The organism is Novosphingobium mangrovi, from assembly GCF_022818885.1.
GTDB lineage: Bacteria > Pseudomonadota > Alphaproteobacteria > Sphingomonadales > Sphingomonadaceae > Novosphingobium > Novosphingobium mangrovi.
The window spans coordinates 30,652-46,858 of sequence record NZ_JALHAT010000010.1; the positions used below are offsets into that span (position 1 = coordinate 30,652).

At 65.1% G+C, this 16,207-nt stretch carries 15 protein-coding genes; 6 read left to right on the forward strand and 9 right to left on the reverse strand.

The features are described from left to right. The first annotated feature begins 66 nt into the window (after positions 1 to 66). Together hemA and MTR65_RS07975 are read left to right on the forward strand one after the other, a co-directional pair. The gene (gene hemA, locus MTR65_RS07970) at positions 67 to 1,281 is read left to right on the forward strand and encodes a 5-aminolevulinate synthase (RefSeq protein ID WP_226637126.1); all 1,215 of its coding nucleotides are present in this window, start codon (positions 67 to 69) and stop codon (positions 1,279 to 1,281) included. A 155-nt stretch (positions 1,282 to 1,436) separates the two neighbouring features. Beyond that, entirely contained in the window at positions 1,437 to 2,534 is a 1,098-nt protein-coding gene (locus MTR65_RS07975; protein ID WP_243798917.1) for an NADH:flavin oxidoreductase/NADH oxidase, read from the forward strand. 77 nt (positions 2,535 to 2,611) lie between these two features. On the opposite strand, the gene MTR65_RS07980 is transcribed toward MTR65_RS07975, so the two are convergent. The 4 genes from MTR65_RS07980 to MTR65_RS07995 form a co-directional block, all read right to left on the reverse strand. After that, positions 2,612 to 3,841, reverse strand: a complete 1,230-nt coding sequence (locus MTR65_RS07980; RefSeq protein ID WP_243798919.1) for a type III PLP-dependent enzyme — start codon at positions 3,839 to 3,841, stop codon at positions 2,612 to 2,614. A 395-nt stretch (positions 3,842 to 4,236) separates the two neighbouring features. Further along, positions 4,237 to 5,439 carry a carboxynorspermidine decarboxylase gene (locus MTR65_RS07985; protein ID WP_243798922.1) on the reverse strand — a complete coding sequence of 401 codons (1,203 nt, stop codon included), beginning with the start codon at positions 5,437 to 5,439 and terminating at the stop codon, positions 4,237 to 4,239. A gap of 6 nt (positions 5,440 to 5,445) precedes the next feature. Continuing rightward, positions 5,446 to 5,976 carry an O-acetyl-ADP-ribose deacetylase gene (locus MTR65_RS07990; protein WP_243798925.1) on the reverse strand — a complete coding sequence of 177 codons (531 nt, stop codon included), beginning with the start codon at positions 5,974 to 5,976 and terminating at the stop codon, positions 5,446 to 5,448. Between the two features lie 17 nt (positions 5,977 to 5,993). Further along, positions 5,994 to 7,205, reverse strand: coding sequence for a saccharopine dehydrogenase family protein (locus tag MTR65_RS07995; RefSeq protein ID WP_243798927.1), 1,212 nt, complete (start codon positions 7,203 to 7,205; stop codon positions 5,994 to 5,996). Positions 7,206 to 7,440: 235 nt separating this feature from the next. Here MTR65_RS07995 and MTR65_RS08000 point away from each other — a divergent pair, with 235 nt between their 5' ends. Genes MTR65_RS08000 through MTR65_RS08015 form a run of 4 tightly spaced genes read left to right on the forward strand, consistent with a single transcriptional unit; the run spans position 7,441 to position 10,578 of the window. Next, on the forward strand, positions 7,441 to 8,670 hold the full coding sequence (locus MTR65_RS08000) for a BtaA family protein (protein ID WP_243799151.1): 1,230 nt from the start codon (positions 7,441 to 7,443) through the stop codon (positions 8,668 to 8,670). Positions 8,671 to 8,674: 4 nt separating this feature from the next. Further along, on the forward strand, positions 8,675 to 9,313 hold the full coding sequence (locus MTR65_RS08005; RefSeq protein ID WP_243798930.1) for a class I SAM-dependent methyltransferase: 639 nt from the start codon (positions 8,675 to 8,677) through the stop codon (positions 9,311 to 9,313). A gap of 16 nt (positions 9,314 to 9,329) precedes the next feature. Next, positions 9,330 to 10,307: a threonine ammonia-lyase gene (locus tag MTR65_RS08010; RefSeq protein ID WP_243798932.1), complete on the forward strand. Its 978-nt coding sequence runs from the start codon at positions 9,330 to 9,332 to the stop codon at positions 10,305 to 10,307. A gap of 16 nt (positions 10,308 to 10,323) precedes the next feature. Next, complete coding sequence (locus tag MTR65_RS08015) at positions 10,324 to 10,578, forward strand: hypothetical protein (RefSeq protein ID WP_213502332.1); 255 nt, start codon at positions 10,324 to 10,326, stop codon at positions 10,576 to 10,578. A 296-nt stretch (positions 10,579 to 10,874) separates the two neighbouring features. Here the strand turns inward: MTR65_RS08015 and recA are convergent, their stop codons facing one another. The 5 genes from recA to smpB all read right to left on the reverse strand — a co-directional run bounded on the left by recA (position 10,875) and on the right by smpB (position 16,015). Beyond that, the gene (recA, locus tag MTR65_RS08020) at positions 10,875 to 11,948 is read right to left on the reverse strand and encodes a recombinase RecA (protein ID WP_148628041.1); all 1,074 of its coding nucleotides are present in this window, start codon (positions 11,946 to 11,948) and stop codon (positions 10,875 to 10,877) included. A 398-nt stretch (positions 11,949 to 12,346) separates the two neighbouring features. Continuing rightward, complete coding sequence (locus tag MTR65_RS08025; protein ID WP_243798934.1) at positions 12,347 to 14,818, reverse strand: hybrid sensor histidine kinase/response regulator; 2,472 nt, start codon at positions 14,816 to 14,818, stop codon at positions 12,347 to 12,349. Further along, complete coding sequence (locus tag MTR65_RS08030) at positions 14,815 to 15,417, reverse strand: DUF2062 domain-containing protein (protein ID WP_327194325.1); 603 nt, start codon at positions 15,415 to 15,417, stop codon at positions 14,815 to 14,817. Before MTR65_RS08030 ends, MTR65_RS08025 begins: the two co-directional genes overlap by 4 nt. Continuing rightward, the gene (locus MTR65_RS20170; RefSeq protein WP_268739312.1) at positions 15,414 to 15,536 is read right to left on the reverse strand and encodes a hypothetical protein; all 123 of its coding nucleotides are present in this window, start codon (positions 15,534 to 15,536) and stop codon (positions 15,414 to 15,416) included. Before MTR65_RS20170 ends, MTR65_RS08030 begins: the two co-directional genes overlap by 4 nt. Then, the gene (gene smpB / locus MTR65_RS08035; RefSeq protein WP_226637143.1) at positions 15,533 to 16,015 is read right to left on the reverse strand and encodes an SsrA-binding protein SmpB; all 483 of its coding nucleotides are present in this window, start codon (positions 16,013 to 16,015) and stop codon (positions 15,533 to 15,535) included. The genes MTR65_RS20170 and smpB overlap by 4 nt, the downstream gene beginning before the upstream one ends. Between the last annotated feature and the right edge of the window lie 192 nt (positions 16,016 to 16,207).

Sequence of the window (16,207 nt, forward strand, 5' to 3'; positions counted from 1 at the left end):
ATAGAGGCAAAGGTTAAGCCGGCGCAGAGCAAAAGGCATGACGGCGTAGAGCAGGACAAGGCTTTCGTGAACTACGATCAGATTTTCGACCAGGCGATCGATCGCCTTCACTCCGAAGGTCGCTATCGCGTCTTCATCGATATCCTGCGCAACAAGGGGGCCTACCCCAACGCCCGCTGCTTTGCTGGGCACAATGGGCCCAAGCCGATCACGGTGTGGTGCTCGAACGACTACCTGGCCATGGGCCAGCACCCCAAGGTGATCGAGGCCATGGAAGAGGCGCTGCACGACGTGGGTGCGGGCTCGGGCGGCACGCGCAACATCGGCGGCAACACCCACTACCATATCGAGCTGGAATCCGAGCTGGCCGACCTGCATGGCAAGGAAGGCGCGCTGCTCTTCACCTCGGGCTATGTCTCGAACGATGCGACGCTGTCGACGCTGGCCAAGCTGCTGCCAGGCTGCGTGATCTTCTCGGACGAGCTGAACCACGCGAGCATGATCGCCGGCATCCGCAACGCAGGCTGCCCCAAGAAGATCTTCCGCCACAACGACCTTGAGCACCTCGAGGAACTGCTGGCCGAAACCGACCCGGCCCTGCCCAAGCTGATCGCGTTCGAATCGGTCTATTCGATGGACGCCGACGTCGCCCCGATCCACGAGATCTGCGACCTTGCCGAAAAGTACAACGCGCTGACCTACATCGATGAGGTTCACGCCGTGGGCATGTACGGCCCGCGCGGCGGCGGCATCACCGACCGCGACAAGGCCGCGCACCGCATCGACATCATCGAAGGCACGCTGGGCAAGGCGTTCGGCGTCATGGGCGGCTACATCGCTGCCGACCAGAAGATCATCGACTGCATCCGCTCCTATGCGCCCGGCTTCATCTTCACGACCTCGCTCTCGCCGGTGCTGGTCGCGGGCGTGCTCGCCTCGGTGAAGCACCTCAAGAGCTCGAGCGTCGAGCGCGAGGCGCAGCAGAAGTCGGCCGCGATGATGAAGGCCAAGTTCCGCGAAGCAGGTCTTCCAGTGATGAACTCGACCACCCACATCGTGCCGCTGATGGTCGGCGATCCGGTCAAGGCGAAGAAGATCAGCGACATCCTGCTCGCCGAATACGGCGCCTACGTGCAGCCGATCAATTTCCCGACCGTGCCGCGCGGCAAGGAGCGCCTGCGCTTCACGCCGGGCCCCGCACACACCGAGGCGATGATGGACGATCTCACCCGCGCCCTCGTCGAGATCTGGGAACGCCTGGAGATGCGCAAGGCCGCCTGAGCGCGCACGCGCCCGGGCCTTCACGGCAGAAAATTCCTTTTTGGCGCGGCCGGATAGCTTCCGGCCCGCCTCCCCCTTCCCTTATGCCTGCAAGGTCCCATCTAGAGGGTCACGCAAGGGCCGCACGTCTCGCGGCCGGTTGATCCGAGGACCCAATGGCAAAACTCTTCGCGCCGATCACGCTGGGCGATCTCACCCTTTCCAACCGCATCGTCATCGCCCCCATGTGCCAGTACTCGGCACAGGATGGCAGCATGACCGACTGGCATGCAATGCACATCGGCCAGCTCGCGCAATCGGGGGCGGGCGCCTTCACCATCGAGGCCACCGCGGTCAGCCCGGAAGGGCGTATCACCTACGCCGACGTGGGCCTGTGGGACGATGCGACCGAAGCCGCGATGGACAAGGTGCTGCAATCGGTACGGCGCTGGTCGGACATGCCCATCGTCATTCAGCTCGGCCACGCAGGCCGCAAGGCCAGCTGCGAAAAGCCCTGGGACGGCGGCGGCCAGATCGCCCCTGACGCGGCGAACGGCTGGCAGACCGTCTCGGCCTCGGACATTCCCTTCGATGCCGAGGACAACGCCCCTGTCGCCCTCGACTCCGAGGGCCTCGCGCGCCTTCGTGATGCCTTTGCCAACGCCGCCGTGCGCGCCGCGCGCCTTGGCATCGATGCGATCCAGCTTCACGGCGCGCACGGCTACCTGCTCCACCAGTTCCTCTCGCCCCTCTCCAACCACCGGACCGACGAATACGGCGGCAGCCTGGAAAATCGCATGCGCTTCCCGCTTGAAGTCTTCGACGCCGTGCGCGCGGCCTTTCCGGCGCAAAAGCCTGTCACCATGCGCATCTCGGGCACCGACTGGGTCGAGGGTGGCTGGGACATCGAACAGTCCGTGGCGTTCTCGAAGGCACTGGAAGCGCGCGGGGTTGCGGCCATGCACATTTCCTCGGGCGGACTACACGTGGACCAGAAGATCCCTGTCGGCCCCAGCTACCAGGTACCGCTCGCCCGCGCCGTCAAAGAGGCGGTGAACGTCCCTGTCATCGCGGTCGGCCTCATCACCGAGCCCGAACAGGCCGAAGCCATCGTCGCGACCGGCGATGCCGACATGATCGCGCTGGCGCGCACGGTTCTCTACGACCCGCGCTGGCCCTGGCACGCCGCCGCCGCGCTTGGCGCGCAGGTCAAGGCCGCGCCGCAGTACCTGCGCTGCCAGCCCCATCGCCTCAAGGACCTGTTCGCCACGTAAGATCCTGAGCCACACGAAAAAGGCCCCCGGAACACGTGGTTCCGGGGGCCTTTTTCATTCCGTTCGAGAGCGACGCCTCAGCGCAGCGAGACCACGTTGTCCGACACGCGCGGATCCGCACGCTCGCCGGTGTAGAGGCTGGCCATCGGCTCATCCTCGACAATGACGACTTCCGCGCCGCCAAAGCCGTTGAACGCGGTCTTCATCGCCGCTCCATAAGCGCCGAGCATGCCGACCTCGATCCAGTCGCCCGCCTTGATGCCCGGCGGCAGCATGAAGGGACCTTCCATGAAATCCGCATCGTCGCAGGTCGGGCCGTAGAACGAGAAGGCTTCCAGCTCGGCCGCGTCCATCGCCGCGTTGTCGTTGTCGACATCGCGCGGGATGTGGCGGACCGGGAAACGCCAGGCCACATGCGCCGCATCATAGAGCGCGCCGTAGGCCCCGTCATTGATGTACAGCTCTTCCCCGCGGCGCTTCTCGACCTTCACGATCAGCGAGTTGTACTCGGCCGACAGCGCGCGGCCGGGTTCGCACCACAGCTCCGCGTTGTAGGCAATCGGCATCGCCTCGAAGTGGCGATGGATGATCGCGAAGTAGTCTTCGAGCGGCGGCGGTTCCATGCCCGGGTAGCTGGAGGGGAAGCCCCCGCCCACGTCGATCATGTCGATCACGACACCGGCATCGGCAATCGCCGCGCGCGCACGCTCCAGCGCCTGAACGTAGGCAAACGGCGTCATGGCCTGGCTGCCAACGTGGAAGCACACGCCCAGCCAGTCCGCGACCTGACGGGTCGACTGGAGCAGCTGGCCCGCATCGACAAGGTCGACACCGAACTTGGAGGCGAGGCTAAGCTCGGAATATTCCGAGGAGACACGCAGACGCACGCACAGGCGCAGATCCTTGGCGCGCACACCGTTCTCGTCGGTGGTCGCGGCCACGATCTTGTCGACCTCTTCCTGGGTGTCCAGGCTGAAGGTGCGCACGCCGTGCTTGAAATAGGCCTCGCGGATCGCGCTCGCCGTCTTCACCGGGTGCATGAAGCACAGCGTCGCTTCGGGAAGCGTCGCGCGGACCATGCGCACTTCGGTGATGGAGGCCACATCGTAATGCGTAATCCCGTTGTCCCACAGGATCTGGATCAGATCGGGCGAGGGATTGGCCTTTACCGCATAGAGCGACTTGCCCGGAAACTTCGTAGAGAAGAATCGGGCCGCGCGCGCTGCAGCGTGCGGGCGGTTCAGGATAACGGGTTCGTCAGGCGCGATTTCGCGCGCTACGGCCGGTGCGTCGAGATGTTGGAGCAATTCAAGGGACCCCCAGCGAAATTGTTAGCGACAAAGCTGCCTTGCGGTTTGGAAGTCCCCATGGGGCAGCGAGGGGCGGGATATAAGACTGATGCGCTGAATCGCAAGTGAAAAACCAAAGATTTCACGAAACCGTCACAAATGTCGGTTCACACGTACGAGAGCTTGCCAATCAGCCAAATTTTTCCTTTCCGTAACAACACGATGTTGCAGACCATCGATCCGCGCGGCGCCGCTCTCACATGCGCCTCGAACCGACTCTATCAGCCGTTTCAAACGCAGAACTTAACGAGTCGCTCCGCACGATTCGCGTGGCACGTGCCCACCCGGCCCCTGTCCGGGACCAGCTGAGGGGCGCGCGCCTAACAGGCCTTGGCGTGCGTTTCAACCAAAGCTCAGCTCAGCCGGTTACGGAAATCCTCGTAGTCAAAGCGGCGGATGCACTCAAGCGCATCGGTCTCCGAATCCCACAGCCAGATCGAGGGCAGCGTGACCCCGTTGAAGGTCGTGGTCTTGACCATCGAATAGTGCGCCTGGTCGAGGAACGCGAAGCGCGTGCCGGGCTGCGGGTCCTTGGCGAAGCGGTAGTCGCCGATGACATCGCCCGCGAGGCACGAAGGACCGCCGAGGCGGATCGCCCCGCCCTCGCCTTCATCGACCATGCCGTGATCGGCCGCCGGGATCTCGCCCAACATGGCGGGGCGGTAAGGCGCCTCGATCACGTCGGGCATGTGGCAGGTCGCCGAGATGTCGACAATGGCGACCGGCATGCCGTTCCAGCCCGTGTCGAGCACGGTTCCGACCAGAATGCCCGCATCGAGCGCCACGGCCTCGCCCGGTTCGATGTAGATTTCCGCGCCGGTGTCCTCGGCCATGTCGGAGAGGAAGGTGATCAGTTCCTCGCGCTCGTAATCGGCGCGGGTGATGTGGTGGCCACCGCCCACGTTGATCCACTTGAGCTGGCCGAAGAAGGGTTCGAGGTAGTCGAACACCTTGTCCCAGGTGCGGTCGAGTGGGCCGAAGCCCTGCTCGCACAAGTTGTGGAAGTGGATGCCGTCGACAAGCTCAACATGCTCTTCGCTGAGCTGGTCGATGGGGAAGCCCAGCCGCGAATGCGGCGCGCTGGGATCGTACTTGGCGACCTCGCCCTCGGGCTGCATCGGGTTGATGCGAAGGCCGATGTCGAAGGTCTCGCCGCGCGCCCGGGCGTTCTCGATAATCGCCGAGCAGCGCACGATCTGCTGGGGCGAATTGAAGATGACGTGGTCCGAGAGGCGCAGGATCTCGTCCAGTTCATCGGGCTTGTAAGCCGCGCAGTAGGTCGCGATCTCGCCGTCGTAGAACTCGCTCGCCAGACGCGCTTCCCACAGCCCCGAGGTGCATACGCCATCGAGGTATTCCCCGATGATCGGTGCGGTCGACCACATCGAGAACGCCTTCAGCGCCGACAGCACCTTGGCCCCCGAACGCTCACCCACGTCCTGCAGGATCTGCAGGTTTGCACGCAGCTTGGCCGCATCGACAACGAAGGCAGGGCTGTCGACGCGCGACAGATCGAAATGGGCAAAGGCGCCCGGATCACCGGCTTTGGTTTCCATGTTTCCCTAGTTCTCCAGCGCGGCCAGCGCCGCGCGGAGCACGGCCGTGGCGTCCCGGTCGAAACCGACCAGCAAGATAGTGTCGAAAGCTCCGGGATGTTCCCGGACTGCATTGGCAATCGCGCCAACGGCGACCTCGGCCGCCATCCCAGCGGGATAGCCATAAACCCCGGTCGAGATCGCCGGGAAGGCCAGCGTGCGCAAGCTTGCGCTGCGAGCCAGATCAAGGCTGGAGCGGTAGCACCGGGCAAGAAGCTCCGGCTCGCCCTGCTCCCCGCCATGCCATACCGGCCCGACGGTGTGGATGACGTGGCGCGCAGGAAGCTTGTAGCCTCCCGTCAGCCGCGCCTCGCCGGTCGGGCAGCCCCCCAGTTCGCGGCATTCGGCCAGGAGCTGGGGCCCCGCACTGCGGTGGATGGCGCCATCGACGCCCCCACCGCCCAGCAGGGAGGAATTCGCCGCGTTGACGATGGCATCCACCGCCAGCTGAGTGATGTCCCCCTGCCAGACCTCGACACGGGTGCCGCCCAACTCCATCGACGCGCCGCGTGCGATCAGAACGGCAGAGGTTCGGCGAGTTCCTCGACGTGCCAGGGCAGGCCCTGCTCGCCCAGCATCTCCAGGAACGGATCGGGATCGAACTGCTCCATGTTGAACACGCCCTCGCCCTTCCACTTGCCCGTCAGCAGCATGGCCGCGCCGACCATGGCGGGAACACCGGTGGTGTAGGAGACGGCCTGGTTGCCGGTTTCCTCGAAGGCGTCTTCGTGATCGCAGATATTCTTGATGTAGAACGTCTTCTCACCCGAACCGTCGAGCGCTTCGCCGGTCGCGATGTCGCCGATGTTGGTCTTGCCCTTGGTCGTCGAGCCGAGCGAGCTGGGCTCGGGCAGCACGGCCTTGAGGAACTGCAGCGGCACGATCTCGACACCGTTGTAGATGACCGGATCGATGCGAGTCATGCCCACGTTCTGCAGCACGGTGAGGTGCTTGATGTACTCATCGCCAAAGGTCATCCAGAAGCGGCCGCGTTCCATCTCGGGCAGGAACTTGGCGAGGCTTTCCAGTTCCTCGTGGTACATCATGTACATGTTCTTGGGGCCGACCTGTTCGAAATCGAAGGCCTGCTTGTTCGCCATCGCCGGGGTCTCGACGAACTCGCCGTTCTCCCAGTGACGCGCGGGCGCGGTCACTTCGCGGATGTTGATTTCCGGGTTGAAGTTGGTCGCGAAGGCCTGACCGTGGTCGCCGCCGTTGCAGTCGAGGATGTCGAGCGTGCGAATGGTCTTCAACTTGTGCTTCTTGAGCCACATCGCAAAAACGCTGGTCACGCCCGGATCGAAGCCGGAGCCCAGGAGGGCGGTGAGGCCAGCTTCCTTGAACTTGTCCTGATAGGCCCACTGCCAGTGGTATTCGAACTTGGCCACGTCCTTGGGCTCGTAGTTCGCGGTGTCCATGTAGTTGACACCGGTCGCCAGACACGCGTCCATGATCGCAAGATCCTGGTAGGGCAGCGCGAGGTTGACGACGAGTTCGGGGCCGATCTGGCGGATCAGGTCCGAGGTCGCCGCGACATCGTCGGCGTCAATGGCGTACGTGTTGATCGTGACGCCGGTACGGTCCTTGACCGATTCGGCAATCGCCTCGCACTTGGAGACCGTGCGGCTCGCAAGATGGATATCGCTGAAGATATCGGGATTCATGGCCATCTTGTGGACCGCGACCGAGCCGACGCCACCTGCGCCGATCACCAGAACCTTGCTCACCTGTCATTCTCCTTCGCCGCGAGCCGGGGAAAGGCCCGCATATAAGGGTCCTGCGTGACAACTCAACTGCGCGCCCTCCCCGATTTGCACATCAAGGTGCATGCAGGTGCGCTTTTGCAGGTGTCATAAAGCGTCCCCGAGACGTCATCGCGCGGTCACGCGAAGGCGGCACAGCGGTCACGAGACGCGACCCACCCTCGCATCGGCAAAGGACATCCTGCCCGTGACCTCCCGCATGACCGCCACCGCTCCCGCCGCGAAAACCAACCTGATCGAAGGCGCCGTCGTCCGCCGCGAAGCCCGCGCGGGCGCCAAGTTGCTCGACAAGGCCTTCGCGCTCGCCTTCAAGGGACTGGTCTACGCCCAGATCTGGGAGGACCCGGTCGCGGACATGGAGGCGCTCGCGCTCGATGCCGACAGCCGTATCCTCACCATTGCAAGCGGGGGCTGCAACGCGCTCTCCTATCTCACCGCGAACCCTGCCTCGGTAACGGTGGTGGACCTCAACACCGCGCACGTTGCGCTCAACAAATTGAAGCACGTCGCGATCCGCGAGCTCACCACTTACGCCGAACTGCGCCGGTTCATTGCCGAAGCGGACCATCCGGGCAATGTCGCGATCTACCGTGAGCGGCTCGCCCCGCACCTCGATGAGACGACGCGCCGCTACTGGGAAGGGCGTGACCTTGTCGGGCGCCGCCGTATCCGCGCCTTCACGCGCGGGATCTACAAGCAGGGCCTGCTCGGCGGGTTCATCGGGGCCGCGCACATGATCGCGCGCCTCTATCGCCTCGATCCGGCCGAGATCCTGGGCGCGGAAAGCGTCGAGGAACAGCGCCGCCTGTTCGACGAGCGTTTCGCCCCCGTCTTCGAGCGCCGTCTCGTGCGCTGGCTCACCAACCATCCCGCCTCGCTCTTCGGCCTTGGCATTCCGCCAGCCCAGTACGATGCCCTTGGCGGTGAGCAGCGCATGGCCGATGTCCTGCGCGCGCGCCTTGAAAAGCTCGCCTGCGGCTTTCCGGTCAACGACAACTACTTTGCCTGGCAGGCCTTTTCGCGTGGATATGGCCGCACCTGCGAGGCGCCGCTCCCGCCCTACCTCCAGCGCGGCAACATCCAGGCGGTGCGCGACCGTCTGGAGCGTGTGCAGGTCGAACATGCCAATTTCACCGAGACCGTGCGCGCAAGCGATCACGGCGCCTTCGACCGCTTCATCCTCCTCGATGCGCAGGACTGGATGAGCGACACACAGCTCACCGACCTGTGGCACGAGATGACCCGTGTCGCTGCGCCGGGCGCACGCGTCCTCTTCCGCACCGCGGCCGAACCCTCGCTGCTGCCGGGCCGGGTGCCCGACGCCATTCTCGACTGCTGGGACTACCGCGAAGACGAATCACGCCGCGCGACCGAGGCGGACCGCTCCTCGATCTACGGTGGGGTCCACCTCTACGTGCGCAAGGGATAGGGCCATGGCCAGCCAGCCCCGCGATCACGCGCGCCTGATGGACACGATCTACCGCTGGCAGCGCCCGATCTATGACCTGACGCGCAAGTACTACCTGTTCGGGCGAGACCGGCTGATCCGCGAACTGGACGCACAGCCCGGCATGGCCGTGCTTGAACTGGGCTGCGGCACCGGACGCAACCTTGCCCAGATCACTCAAGCCTGGCCAGGTGTCCGCCCGTTCGGGCTCGACATCTCGCGCGAGATGCTCAAGAGCGCACGCAAGCGCATGGGCGGCCAGGGCGAACTGGCGCTCGGGGATGCGACCGCTTTCGATCCCGTCACGCTGTTTGGACGGGAGGGCTTCGACCGGATCGTCCTTTCCTACGCGGTCTCGATGATTCCCGACTGGCAGTCCTGCGTGGCCCATGCGGCCGCCTGTCTCGTGCCCGGCGGCTCACTCCATATTGTCGACTTTGGCGATGCCGCGGGCCTTCCCCAACCCGCCCGGCGCGCGCTTCGTGCCTGGCTCACGCAGTTCCACGTCAGCCCGCGCCATGCACTACCCGATGTCGCCCGTGATCTTGCCCATGCTCACGGACTTGCCTGTGACATTCAGGACGGCCCCTTGCGCTATTACCAGTTGGTACGGCTGACGCGCTGAGGTTATGAGATGGGGCATGACCGAGCCCCATCTCCGCCATCCGACGCACGAAGGCGTCGAACTCGCCGCCCGCAAGGTCGCCGAGATCCTGCCCGAGACACCCCTTCTCCCCCTCGAAATCGAAGGCACCACGATCTGGTGCAAGGCCGAGTGCCTGCAGCCTATCGGGGCTTTCAAGATCCGGGGCGCCTGGAACCGGCTGACCGACCTTGACGCCGAGGCGCGCGAACACGGGGTCCTCGCGGTCTCGAGCGGCAATCACGCGCAGGGGATCGCCTGGGCCGCGCGCAGGCTGGGCATTGCGGCCACCATCGTCATGCCCACCGATGCCCCCGCCGTGAAGCTCGCCAACACGCGCGCTCTTGGCGCCGAAGTAGTGCTCTACGACCGCCCCGGCGGCGTCGACCGCGACGAAGTCGCGCGCAGGCTCTGCGCCGAGCGCGGCTCGACACTCGTCCATCCCTTCGGTGATTCCTGGGTCATCGAGGGCCAGGGATCGGTTGGTATCGAGATCGCGGCGCAGATGGGGCACATGACCGGGCTCGGGCCCGACCGGATCGTCACCCCTTGCGGCGGCGGTGGCCTTGCCGCCGGCCTCGCGCTTGCCTGCACGGACGCGGCCATCGTCCCGGTTGAACCCGAGGGCTGGGACGATGTCTGCCGCAGCTTGGCGGCAGGAAAGATCCTGTCCGTCGGGCCCGACGCGCCGCCAACGGCGTGCGATGCGCTGCAGACACCCGCGACGCACCCCATCAACTTCGCGGTACTTTCGCTGCACTGCCCCTTCGGGCTGACCGTCACCCCGGCCGAAGTGCGCCGCGCCCAGCGCCTTGCCTTCGAGAAACTGCGCCTGGTCGTCGAACCGGGCGGCGCGGCCGCGCTGGCTGCCGTCCTTGCGGGCAAGGTCGAAGTCGGCCCGCAAACCGCCGTGGTCCTCTCGGGCGGCAACACCGACGCGCAGGCCTACGCAAAGGTCTTGACCTCCACCGATTGACACGCGAGCCCACGCCATGGATTTCAACGACCAATTGCGCCGCTACTTCGGCACCGACGATCCCACCACCATCAGCCCCGGCGCGCTCGAGAGCGGACTGGAAAAGATGAAGGTGGACCTGGGCATGGAAAAAGACCCCGGGCGCCGCTTCGCGCTCTGGGCGCTCATGCACATGTTCGGACAGGCCCCCGACCTTGACGTCGCCTTCAAGGACGAAGCCGAACGCGAGGCGGCCCGCAATTTCCTCGACCTGCTGGATCGAAGTTCCTGAGACAGGTCCACAAGGTTTGAAGGAATAGTTCCGAGGGCCATCGCCCTCAGGTTCCCCGAACGGCCACCCTCACCTCACTCGCGCTAATCTGGCTGGGAAAGGTGAGGTCGCCCGTTCCGGGGTCAAGGGGCGATGGCCCCTTGAATCAAGACCTTCTTGTTTTTCGTGCTCCTACATTCCCGAATTTCGTCTCGCCCTATCACGGCGAAACGAAAAGAGCCCCGACCTTCCGGTCGGGGCTCTTTTCGTGTTTCGATCGTGCCTCCCACCGCTTCGCGGCGAAGGCATGGAAAGACTTACTCCTCGTCTTCTGCCGAAGGGCCGACCATCATCTCTTCGGAGAGGCCCTCGCGCTGCCCGCGGATCGCCTTTTCGAGACGCTCACAGACTTCCGTATTTTCCTTAAGGAAGTTCTTGGCGTTCTCGCGACCCTGGCCGATGCGGATCGAGTCGTAGCTGAACCACGAGCCCGACTTCTCGACGATACCCGCCTTCACGCCCAGATCGAGGATCTCGCCGATCTTGGAGATGCCCTCACCGTACATGATGTCGAACTCGACCTGCTTGAAGGGCGGGGCCACCTTGTTCTTCACCACCTTTACGCGGGTCGAGTTGCCGATGATGTCGTCACGATCCTTGATCTGGCCGGTGCGACGAATGTCGAGGCGGACCGAGGCGTAGAACTTGAGCGCGTTGCCGCCCGTTGTCGTCTCCGGGTTGCCGTACATGACACCGATCTTCATGCGCAGCTGGTTGATGAAGATCACCATGCACTTGGAGCGGTTGATCGAGCCGGTCAGCTTGCGCAGCGACTGGCTCATCAGGCGGGCCTGGAGGCCGACGTGGCTATCGCCCATCTCGCCTTCAATTTCCGCACGGGGAACGAGCGCGGCGACCGAGTCGACCACCAGCACGTCGATCGCGTTCGAGCGCACCAGTGTGTCGGTAATCTCCAGCGCCTGTTCACCGGTGTCCGGCTGCGAGACGACCAGTTCATCGATGTCCACGCCCAGCTTCTTGGCGTAGACCGGGTCGAGCGCATGCTCGGCATCGACGAACGCGGCCGTGCCGCCGTTCTTCTGCGCCTCGGCAATGACGTGCAGCGCGAGCGTGGTCTTGCCCGAGCTTTCCGGGCCGTACACCTCGATCACGCGGCCCTTGGGCAGGCCGCCGATGCCGAGCGCAATGTCGAGCCCCAGCGAGCCGGTCGAGATCGCCTCGACCTGCATCGTTTCCTTCGAGCCCAGCTTCATAGCCGAGCCCTTGCCAAACGCACGGTCGATCTGTGCGAGTGCCGCGTCGAGCGCCTTCTGACGGTCCATCGCGTCCTTTTCCTTGCCTTCCTGGATCAGCTTGAGCTGAGCAGCCATAAAACTTCCCCTGTGCTACCGGGCTGACCGGAAAGGTCAACGTCACCGGGGACTATGTATTCCATTTGTTCTACGTGAACAAGATGGGAACATCTGCATTTGAACAAATTTTAACCGCCTGCCGGTGGGCGTACGGCGGGGTGCATGCAGCATTCCCATTCCGGCGGCGCGCACGCTCTGGCCACTCGTAAGACGGCTCCTAAGCCTTCCGAAACGGTGGCTTTTCGGCGGCACACACCTCCACCGCCCTCGGATCATCGCCCGCACGCCTTTACCTTCTTGCGCCACGTGCCTCAGGCCAAGACCAGTCCTGAAGACCCGCACATCATGGCCGCAGCGGCACGAATGCACGAACCGCCCGTTTCCACAGTTTCGAACAGATGCGCGCGGAGTCGGCGCTACTTTGCGGTACGGGCAAGAACCTCGCCGACCTTTTCGGAGAGTTGCTGCACCGAAAACGGCTTGGGCATGAACCAGGCATTGGCGAGGCCGATTTCCTTGCGCAGTTGCTCCTCGGCATAGCCCGACATGAACAGCACCGGCATGCCCGGCACGATGGCGCGGATCTCGCGCGCCATGCCCGGTCCATCAAGGCTCGGCATGACGACGTCGGAGACGACCAGGTCGAAACCGCCCCCTGCCGCGATCACGTCCTCGACCTTGGCAAGACCATCTTCGCCATCTTCGGCGCAGGTCACCTCGTAGCCCTGGCGCACCAGCGCGCGCTCGGCGATGATCCGCACGGTCACCTCATCCTCGACGAGCAGGATGCGCCCTCCCCCGGCCCACTGGCTGGGCTCGACCTCGGCCTGGGCCTGGGCATCGGGCGCGCCAGCTTCCACCTGCGCGCCCGGCGCGGGATGGTAGACCGGCAGGTAGACCACAAAGCGCGTGCCCTTGCCCGGCTCGCTTTCGGCGAAAATGAAGCCGCCCGACTGCTTGACGATACCATAGACCGTGGAAAGACCAAGGCCGGTGCCCTTGCCCTGCTCCTTGGTGGTAAAGAACGGCTCGAAGATCTTGCCGATGACCTCGGGCGGAATGCCCCCGCCCGTGTCCTCGACAATGAGCGCGGTGTAGTCACCTGCCGGGATGATCTCGCTGCGCGACGTGCGCGCGTCGCTTGTCAGCACCTTGCGAGTGGAGAGCGTGAGCTTGCCCGAGCCGTCGCCGCGCCCCTGCATGGCATCGCGCGCATTGACGCACAGGTTGACGATCACCTGCTCCAGCTGCGTGGGGTCGGCCCGCACGGGGCCCAGATCGCGGTCGTGCTTGACCACCAGCTCGATCTTCTCACCGATCAGGCGGCGCAGCATCTGCGCGACATCGGCCACCACGTCGGGCAGCTGGAGCACTTCGGGGCGCAGCGTCTGCTGGCGCGAGAAGGCAAGAAGCTGGCGCGTCAGCGAGGCCGCGCGGTTGGAATTGGCCCGGATCTGCTGGATGTCGTCGTAGTCGGAATCGCCCGGAGTATGGCGCATCAGCATCAGATCGCAGGTGCCCAGAATCGCGGTCAGCACGTTATTGAAATCATGGGCGACACCGCCCGCCAGCTGGCCCACGGCCTGCATCTTGGTGGCCTGTGCGACCTGGCGCTTGAGGCGCGTTTCCTCCGAGGTATCGGTGAGCCCCAGGAGAACAGCCGCATCGCCCAGGCCGCGCACGCCTGCCAGGCTGAGCGAGACCGGATCCTCGGCCTGTGCGGACAGGCGCACGGCGATGTCGCCCGCGCTGGAGGGGCCTTGCGCAAAGCGTCGGATCGCTTCGGAAAGTGCCCGCTTGTCCTCACGCACGACAAGGTCGGTGGGATAGGTCGGCGCGTCCTCGCCCTCACGGCCAGCAGCCCGCATGAAGGCGGAATTGGCAAAGAGCAGGCGGCCATCGCGATCCGCCATGGCAAGCCCCAGCGGAAGCTGCGCCAGAAGCGCTTCCAGATGCGGCGAAGCCCCGCTGCCCCCGGCGCGCGCGCCGATCCCCTGCGAGGCGGGAACCGCCAGCATCAACGACGGCGTCGTCGTCTCGTCGAGCGGATCGGGCGTATCGGGATCGGCGACCGGCACGGCGTAAAGAACCATAGGCTCGCCATGACCTTCGCTGCGGGCCCAGCTGATCGTATCGTTCTCGTCACGGGCGAGAAGTTCGATGAAGTCGGTTCCGACAAGGCTTGCCTCGGGATCGCCCGCCGCCTGTTCCGCAAAGAGCGCACTGGCCGCGCGGATCGTGCCATCTGGCTCGACCAACGCCGCGGCGATGCCCGCCCGTGCCAGCCCCCGGCCAAGGCCGCCTTCGAGATGCTGCACGAAGCCCCCGACAAGATCGGGTGCGGACTGGGGCGTAAAGGTCCAGATCAGGAAATCGTCACCGCGCCCGGCCCGGCGCAGCTGCGCGGTCCAAAGCGGAGCGCCGAGCCCAGCCGTGGCCTCGGCCGCGACATCGCACGTGGCCTGTCCATCGCGCAGGGCCATGCGCGTCGCCTGGGCGAGCCGCTCCTGCGAGGGCGCATCGAGCGCCAGCATCGGCGGCGCGCTCGCAACCCCGAACTGGGTCTCGAAGACGGTGTTGGCGCAGGTCAGCCGCCCAGCCCTGTCGGTAATCGCGACAGCCACGTCCGGACGCTCGATCGCGGCGACCGTGACCGACCAGTCGGGCTGGGCAAAATCGGGGCTGGTGACTTCGCCACCGCGCCGGGACAGCGCGAAGGCCAGTCCTGCAAAAACGAGCATGGCCCCGCCAAAGACCGCGCTCAGCACCGGATCGCGGGTCAGGACCCAGACCAGGGCGAGGCTGGCGGCAAGGGCGCCGACCACGACCAGGACATCGATCAGGGAGCGGCGGCTTGCAGGCTGCGGCGTATCCTCGGCTGAGATCACTCGTCCTGTTCCGTCCTCATGTCCGGCGGCGTGCGCCCACGCTTGCCCGGCTTGCGCAGGCGGCGCTCGCGCTGCTTATGCCCGATCCAGTACCGCCATACCCAACCCGCGACAAGATATCCCAGCGCCGAGCTGACGATGGCCAGGATCACGAAGCCGAGCGCGGCCTGGCCTGCGGAATGGGCAAACCAGTTGACATCGTTCCACACGCTGCTGCCCTGCGCGGCGGCCTGCACCACTTCGTCAGCACTTCCCGGCTTCAGGAAGAAGTGCCCGACCCGGTTCGCGACCACGAACCAGAAGGGCAGCGTCAGCGGATTGGTCACGAAGGTGAGGAGCGCGGCGACCGCCACGTTCGCGCGGGCCGGAAAGGCCAGCAGGCAGGCCAGGAATATCTGCCCGATCGGGATGATGAAGGCTGCAAACAGGCCGAGCGCCACACCGCGCGGCACCGAACGGCGGGTAAAGCGCCAAAGTTCGGGGCTGAGCGCGCGCCCGGCGACCGGCGCAAGCCATTTGTTCCCCGCCACGTCTTCACGGCTCGGCATGCGCTTTTGCAGCGCGGCCGAGATCCGGTGGAGGAGAGATCCAGGGCTCACGAGAACGAACCACTCGCAAGACCGAGGCGCAGGTCCGGGCGGCACGTGGCCGCGATCTGATCCTGGGCCGGCACGTCCCGGTCAATCCGGCGTGCCCGGCGCCCGAAGGCGGTGATCATCCGTGTTCTCGCAGCAAGCGGCCCTGTTCGCGCTTCCAGTCCCGTTCCTTGACCGTGTTGCGCTTGTCGGCGGCGTTCTTGCCCTTGGCGAGCGCGAGTTCGACTTTCGCGCGCCCCCGGCTGTTGAAGTAGACCGAGAGCGGCACGAGGGTCATGCCCTTGCGCTCCACCGCGCCCTGCAGGCGCGCAATCTCGCGCTCGTGCAGCAGGAGCTTGCGCGGACGCTTGGGCTCGTGGTTGAACCGGTTGCCGTGGCTGAACTCGGGCACGTTGGCGTTGATCAGCCAGCATTCCCCGCCGCTGATCTCGGCGTAGGATTCGGCGATCGAGCCCTCGCCAAAGCGCAGGGACTTCACCTCGGTGCCCGTCAGCGCGATGCCGGCCTCGAACTTTTCCTCGATATGGTAATCGAAGCGGGCCCGGCGGTTTTCGGCGACGGTCTTGGTCTTGTCGAATGTAGTGCGTTGCGGACGTGCCATGGTGAAGGCGCATGTAGTGATGCGCGCGGCAAAAAGAAACGGCTGAAAACGATTAGCCCGACTTTGGGAGGACATGCCCCTCACGTGCCTGCGAAAATTACGGGCTGTGGGAGGTGTGCGCTCTCGCCTGGCGGGCATCGTGCGCAGCCCTGCTCAGGGCTTCTCTGCCCATGCGCAATCGATTAACACTTT